Raw genomic sequence first — 6,356 nt, forward strand, 5'->3', positions numbered from 1 at the left:
GAAGGGGGCTGCTTCAAAAAATCTCGACGTATTCAAAAGGCTCCAGATTTAAAAAATTTTTACTATCCGTGTTGATCATCATGACCGGCGGCTTTTCCTTTTGCCCTGCTACTTTTGGGCGCAGTATCAACGACGGGATCGGCACTACAGGCTTTGTCTGGCTGAAAGCGGTGAGCGATGCCGAGGTATCCGCCGCCGGGGAATGCATTGCGGCCCGTGACGGGACAGCCGGAATTCTGGTTCATCCCGCGGCAATCGTTACCGGGATGGATCGTGGTACGATGAAACTGAGTTATGTATCCCATTTTGTGGACACCCAGTATGGTTCCATCGGCTATGCCAATAAAATTAAGGACCATTACCTGGGAGTGCGGGTAACCTATGTAAATTATGGCGATTTCATAGCTACCAACAGCTCCGGCGACCGTACCGGGAGTTTCACCGCCGGGGATATGGGAATCTCGTTCAATATCGGAAAGCAGCCCCGCGAGGATTTGAAAATCGGCGCCACTGTATCCTACCTGACCTCCAAAATCCAGGATTTTACCGCCCAGGCGGCGACGCTCGATCTGGGCGCCATCTATACTCCGCCGTTCGAGGGGCTGACTGTGGGGGCGATGCTCATGAATGTAGGGAAAGTATTGAGCGGATATTCCAGCAGCTACACCGACAAATTGCCCCTGTATCTGACCGTGGGAGTTCGTAAATCACTCCAGCATTCACCATTTACCCTGATGGCTGATGTCACGTTTCCCAATGACAGCGATATCTCTTTCGCGTTCGGAGTGGAAGCAAATATCAATGATCGTTTTTTCCTGTATGGGGGAACGAGGAGCCGCAGCGATGTGGACCTCTTGAGCCAGAAATCTAAAACAAACTTCTCAGGGGTGCGAACCATGGGTTTCGGTTTGAACCTGGATCGCTACCGTTTCAACTATGCGTACTATCCGAACAACGATCTGGATAATGTGCACAAGATTACTTTGAGCGCACAGATATTCTGAATTTATCCATTTCTTTATCGGGTTTGTAACGTTTTCAGAAAATCATCATTCAATTTAATTACAGAATCTATCCGCGCCTGAATCGCTTCATTTCTCGGTATCCGGTAATCGAGATCGTAGAAAGTGTTTACCCAGGTAGAGACAGTTATGGGATTTTTGTCTTTACTCTTCACCGCTTCAGGCCGGAGATCCCTCACAGTTTTTGCATCCGCGAAGTCGGTCGCGCCATTGACCACATTCAGTTCAAGGACTCCCATAACCCTTCCGCCATCCGGGCAGCGGGCAATGAGCGTTTTTCCGGTTTTTAAAGGTTCGAAAAATGGGTGCTCCGAGTTCTGGCTGTGTTCATGGGAATGGCTGACGATTACCAGATCTATTCCCGGCACATCCTGGACAAGTTTCTGAACGCGTTCCAGGTCCATGTAAGCCAGGGCGATAACCACATCTGACCTTTTTCGGAGTTTTTCCACTTCTTTACGGACGGTTTCAGCCGGATCGAGCACCTTGAGCGGAGAGGTTTCATCAAAAAAAGCCACGCCTGAAGAATTCTGATCCATGAAGCCGAAAATGCCCACCCTGAACGAGTCAACCGTCTTGACAGTGTCCGGCGGGAAAAGGAGATTTCCTGAGTTTTTCCAGACAATATTCGCCGAGAGCCAGGGAAGTCCGCGCTCTTTCATGGCAAGAAGGCTGTCCGGGCTGTTGGCCAAATCCATGCTGGACACGTTAGCGGCATCTATACCGGATTTTTTAACAACATCCAGGGTCAGCGCGGCTCTTCGCCGCGCATTGTCTTCAAGAGGAGGTGCGAGCTTGTTGCTGTCATAAAGCAGAGCGCCGGAATCGAGGATGAGGGCATTCGGGAAGTTCTCCCTGGTCTGGCTTATCAAAGTGGCCCGTTTGGCCAGTCCGCCTTTGGGTATGCGGCAGCCGCATACGTCGATCTTGGCGCCGTTATTTCCGGAATAGATGATGGTCAGTTTTCCGTTCTTCTGGGAAGAGGTATTCTGGGAGCAGGAGAAAAAAAGGAGGCATAAACCCACAGCTAAAGCTAATACACTATATTGCTTCATAGAGACTCCTTTTAAGGTAAACATATAAAAAGCTTCTGAAAAATCCTGTTTATTTTATAGATGCCGAAACAAGTTCGGCATGACCGTGTCACCCTGAATTTGTTGCCGCTTTGCGGGAACGATAATACCGTTTCAGGGTCTAAGCGAAAAAGGCCATTTTTCACAAGCCTTTTATAAAATAAATCTTGCATAATATACTGTAAGGACGCAGTCAGCGCAAGTAAAGCAACAAAGTGACTAAGCTCAAAGAAGTATCTTGTTTTCCAGAACCGCTCTTTTAAACGCGTGAAGCGCTCGCCCACGGTGGCTGATACGGTTTTTTTCTTTGAGCGGGATTTCGGCGAATGTCATGCCGAGCGGAGGATAATAGAAGAGGGGGTCGTAGCCGAAACCGCCCGAACCGGATGGTTCACGTGCGATCATACCTTCACAGATTCCCCGTGCGGTCCACTCGAAACTGTCGGGACGTACCAGCGCAAGCGCACAGACAAACCGGGCGATGCGCCGGACGTCCGGCGCATCTTCAAGCATCTTCAAAAGCTTGGCATTACGCTCGGCGGTGGTCGGGGCAAAGCGGGCTGAGTGGATTCCCGGGAGACCGGAGAGCGCATCAACCTCAAGGCCGCTGTCGTCGGCCAGGGCGGCAAATCCGGTGAAGGCGCAGGTCTCCCGTGCCTTGATCAGCGCGTTATCAAGGAATGAGGCGCCGTCTTCTTCGATGGGCGGCATGCCGGGGAAATCCGCCAGGGAAAGGATCTGAATGCCGCTACCTTCGAGGAGAGCTTCGAATTCGACCAGTTTCCCCTGATTGAGGGTGGCGATAACCAGCTTCCTGTTCATCGCAGCCCCAGTGCTTCTTTCTGAACGGTGATGATTTTACGGATAGCGGTTTCGGAGGCGTCGAGCATGGTATGCAGTTGATTGCGGTCAAATGTTCGGCGCTCTGCGGTTCCCTGCACCTCAACCAGGCCGCCGGAATCGGTCATAACGATGTTCATGTCCACATCCGGCGCCCGGCCGTCTTTGCGGGTAATCATGAGTCTTTCTTAGGGTTACTATGTGATATTTGAATTATCGCGTGTGAACGTTTCCCGGTAATCAGGCAGGTCGACCTTGATTATAGTGCACATCTCCACCAGCCGGGAGTGGACTCTTTCCTGGGCTACATCGGAAAGGACTCTTCCCTGGGGCGCTTCCTTGTACTTTGAAACGTGAAAATTTGAGGTGACTATGGTGACCCGTTCATCCGAATAGCGCGAATCTATCAGGTTGTACAGCATTTCCGATTCCCATTCGGTGTTGCGCTGGACTCCGAAATCATCGATGACCAGGAAGGGAATCTGAATAAGCTCATCCAGTATCTCGCCGGCGTTTTCCCCGGTATCGTTTGCAGTATCAAACGAATTTTTCAAACGCTGGAAGAACTGACGCGAGAGATCCACAAATTTTCCGGCGAGACCGTATTTGAGCATAAGTTCCTGGAGAATGATGGCGGCCAGAAGCGTTTTCCCGCTTCCGGCACGTCCCCAGAGATAAAAGCCGTTGTTCCATTTCGTATCGGGGTGAGTTTCGCGGATGGTGGATGTAATTCCCACCAGGGTATTGGCGGCAGGGGCCACAATCTTGAAATCCTCGAAGAACTTCCACTGGTATTTTTTCGGTATCTGCGATTCCTTGAACGCCTTTTTAGCCGAGACGAGCTTGACCCGTGCGCTCCGGCAGGCGCACCAGGAATGACCTCCCTCTTTCTGAAACATCTGATATGGCGGCACTCCTCCGCAGGCGCATTTTTTCAGGATGCAGTCGCAGATCACCAGGTCGCCGTGGGAGCCGGCTTTTATGTCACGGTCGTAACGGATACCGGAAGAGCCGCACACCTTGCATGTTTTCATTCACTCGCTCCTTGAAAAGAGGCCGCGCTCATGACGCTCCTTGAACTTGATGATAGAGTCGTATATCGCCTGGGCAAGCCGTTTCTGGTAGCTGATGCGGTTGAGCATTTTTTCTTCTTCCGGATTGGATATAAATCCGATCTCAAACAGTACGCTCGGCATGGCTGTCCTGGTTCCCGCGAGCACATAGAATCCAGCCTGTTTGACTCCGCGGTTTGTCTGACGGGTGGTTTTTAACACGTTGTCGAGGAGCACGCTGCAGAGGTCCTGGCTCTCTTTCAAAAACACGTTGGATGCCATATCGTTTTGAATGTCATTGACTATACCGGCATCGTTGATCAGTTTCCGGTACAATCCGGGATTATCTTCGTATTTTACCGACTCGTTTTCACGCTGCGCCACATCCTTGGCGTCCTCTGTCCTTGCCGCGGAAAGGAAAAATATCTCCATGCCTTCCGCTTCACGGTTCCGGCCGGCGTTGGCGTGAATGCTGATGAAGAGCTTGCCGTTGGCGCGTTTCGCCAGGGTCGCGCGCTGGTATAGCCCGACAAAAGTATCGCTGTTCCGGGTCATGACCGCTGTAATTTCCTGACGTTCATCAACCAGTTTTTTCAATTCTTTCGCCACTGCAAGCACCACGTTTTTCTCCTTGGTTCCCCCGGCGCCTACAGCGCCGCTGTCCTGGCCGCCGTGCCCCGGATCTATTATCACGGTGTTGATGCTCCACAATCGCTCGTCAGCAGGGGAGACAACTGCCGGGGGAGACGTCTCTCCATCCAGCTTCGGACTGAGAGAATCTACCACATTCTCAATACCGCGCAGGAGATTTGGGGAAAGGTTCCTGGCGCCCGGCGACCGCTTCTTGCGGAGCGAAATGAGAATATCCGGTGAATCCTCGGTCCGGGAAATATCATAACTTTCCATGTCCTCGGAAATATGGAAAGAGAGCTGTACTCCCTCGTCACGCTGGGTGAACCGGCTGTCGAGGACCATGCCTGCCGCCGGAACTCCGGGACCGATTGCCCGCGAAAAAGCGCCATCAGGAAAAATAAACGTGAGCCAGTTATACTGCGCCATCTCGGTTGAAAACTGCAGCGAATCCGAGAGGGAAATCCGGAGGAGCGTTCCCTGCGCGCGGTCATCGAGAGAAACTCCCAGAATGGAGTTCCTGCTGCCGACTGATAAAATTCCTTTCTTCCGACTGTCCCAGTTCAGGGAGATGTTCAGCATTTCGGAAAGCAGGGGCAGAATTGCGGACGCCGGAACATATATCGCTCCACGGATCAATCGCGCCGGGAATGCCAGATTCACCGGTGTATCGTTCACCTTCGCAGTTTTGGAAAGGTTGTAGACGGTGATTGTTTTTGTTCCCCTTGCAAGCGTCATGCCGAGGGTGACCGGATCATAGGAGATTTTTACATGATAAGTTTCTCCAATGTCCACCAACGAAATATAGGGAGTCTTGTCCAGGGTGATGAAGCTGAACGGGGTAAAATTCTCCACCTCTGCCGCCACAGCCGTCCGAACGGGTGCCAGGATAAGAGCCAGTGTCAGGAAAATTTGAAGCAGCCCCCTTCCTGTCCTTCGGACATCCTTCCCCCGGAGGGGGCAGGACATGAATGTGGAGCAAAGAACTCCCTTGCCCCCTTTAGGGGGAAAGGGACCGAGGGATAGGGGGCTGTAGTTAAAAACGAGTTTTCTTTTTACATATAACACGACTTTTGTAAAAGCCTCTAAAAATAGATAATTTACCCTTTTCATGATTGAATTACCTTCTTGCGGGCGCGGTCCATCTCACGCCTGGCTTCACGTTCGGCATTGTTATCACGTTTATCGTACTCGTGTTTTCCCTTGGCCAGACCCAGTTCAACCTTGACCCGGCCTTCCTTGAAATACAGGGAAAGGGGAATCAGCGTCATTCCCTTCTCCTCGATGCCCCGGCGCATACGATCTATCTCACGGGCATGCAGGAGGAGCTTCCGGTCCCTCTCCGGGTCGTGGTTATTGATATTCCCCTTTTCATAGGGACTGATGTGCATTCCGAGCAGCCACAGTTCGCCGTCTTTCACCCGGGCGTAACTGTCCTTGAGGTTGACACGCCCATCGCGGAGGGATTTCACCTCCGTTCCTTGAAGGGCGATGCCCGCTTCAATGGTGGACAGGATGAAGAAGTCATGACGGGCTTTGCGATTCTGAACTATCGATTTTGTGTTTTCCATATTAACTCACCCCCTGACCCCCTCTCTTGAAAATAGAGGGGGAAACCCAGGTGGATTGACATAGTATGTATAGATGCCGAAACGGTTTCATCGTTCCCGCGAAGCGGCAACAAGTTCGGCATGACAATTTCCAATGAAAATAACAAACGTGATCACCCTGAACTTGTT

Annotated in this window: 7 protein-coding genes; 1 reads left to right on the plus strand and 6 read right to left on the minus strand. The window is 51.6% G+C overall.

The window, feature by feature from the left end:
- Positions 1 to 80: 80 nt before the first annotated feature.
- Positions 81 to 1,004 (plus strand): PorV/PorQ family protein, encoded by a 924-nt coding sequence (locus Q8O92_08905; GenBank protein MDP2983434.1) that lies wholly within the window; start codon positions 81 to 83, stop codon positions 1,002 to 1,004.
- Between the two features lie 14 nt (positions 1,005 to 1,018).
- Here Q8O92_08905 and Q8O92_08910 read toward each other — a convergent pair whose 3' ends face one another.
- The 6 genes from Q8O92_08910 to smpB form a co-directional block, all read right to left on the minus strand.
- Positions 1,019 to 2,077, minus strand: a complete 1,059-nt coding sequence (locus tag Q8O92_08910; GenBank protein MDP2983435.1) for a hypothetical protein — start codon at positions 2,075 to 2,077, stop codon at positions 1,019 to 1,021.
- A 243-nt stretch (positions 2,078 to 2,320) separates the two neighbouring features.
- Positions 2,321 to 2,917 (minus strand): RdgB/HAM1 family non-canonical purine NTP pyrophosphatase, encoded by a 597-nt coding sequence (rdgB, locus tag Q8O92_08915; protein MDP2983436.1) that lies wholly within the window; start codon positions 2,915 to 2,917, stop codon positions 2,321 to 2,323.
- Positions 2,914 to 3,114 carry a hypothetical protein gene (locus Q8O92_08920; GenBank protein MDP2983437.1) on the minus strand — a complete coding sequence of 67 codons (201 nt, stop codon included), beginning with the start codon at positions 3,112 to 3,114 and terminating at the stop codon, positions 2,914 to 2,916. The genes rdgB and Q8O92_08920 overlap by 4 nt, the downstream gene beginning before the upstream one ends.
- 18 nt (positions 3,115 to 3,132) lie before the next feature.
- A complete protein-coding gene (locus tag Q8O92_08925; GenBank protein ID MDP2983438.1) occupies positions 3,133 to 3,969 on the minus strand; it encodes an ATP-binding protein in 837 nt (278 codons plus the stop codon).
- Positions 3,970 to 5,730: an N-acetylmuramoyl-L-alanine amidase gene (locus Q8O92_08930; protein ID MDP2983439.1), complete on the minus strand. Its 1,761-nt coding sequence runs from the start codon at positions 5,728 to 5,730 to the stop codon at positions 3,970 to 3,972.
- Entirely contained in the window at positions 5,727 to 6,188 is a 462-nt protein-coding gene (gene smpB / locus Q8O92_08935; GenBank protein ID MDP2983440.1) for an SsrA-binding protein SmpB, read from the minus strand. The genes Q8O92_08930 and smpB overlap by 4 nt, the downstream gene beginning before the upstream one ends.
- Positions 6,189 to 6,356: the final 168 nt, after the last annotated feature.

The sequence above is a fragment of the Candidatus Latescibacter sp. genome (genome assembly GCA_030692375.1).
Taxonomy (GTDB): Bacteria; Latescibacterota; Latescibacteria; order Latescibacterales; family Latescibacteraceae; genus JAUYCD01.

What these genes read in the sequence shown, in the direction of transcription:
- Q8O92_08920 (MDP2983437.1), bottom strand. Translation starts at nt 3,114, where the DNA reads ATGATTACCCGCAAAGACGGCCGGGCGCCGGATGTGGACATGAACATC.
- smpB (MDP2983440.1), bottom strand. Translation starts at nt 6,188, where the DNA reads ATGGAAAACACAAAATCGATAGTTCAGAATCGCAAAGCCCGTCATGAC.
- Q8O92_08910 (MDP2983435.1), bottom strand. Translation starts at nt 2,077, where the DNA reads ATGAAGCAATATAGTGTATTAGCTTTAGCTGTGGGTTTATGCCTCCTT.
- Q8O92_08925 (MDP2983438.1), bottom strand. Translation starts at nt 3,969, where the DNA reads ATGAAAACATGCAAGGTGTGCGGCTCTTCCGGTATCCGTTACGACCGT.
- Q8O92_08930 (MDP2983439.1), bottom strand. Translation starts at nt 5,730, where the DNA reads ATGAAAAGGGTAAATTATCTATTTTTAGAGGCTTTTACAAAAGTCGTG.
- rdgB (MDP2983436.1), bottom strand. Translation starts at nt 2,917, where the DNA reads ATGAACAGGAAGCTGGTTATCGCCACCCTCAATCAGGGGAAACTGGTC.
- Q8O92_08905 (MDP2983434.1), top strand. Translation starts at nt 81, where the DNA reads ATGACCGGCGGCTTTTCCTTTTGCCCTGCTACTTTTGGGCGCAGTATC.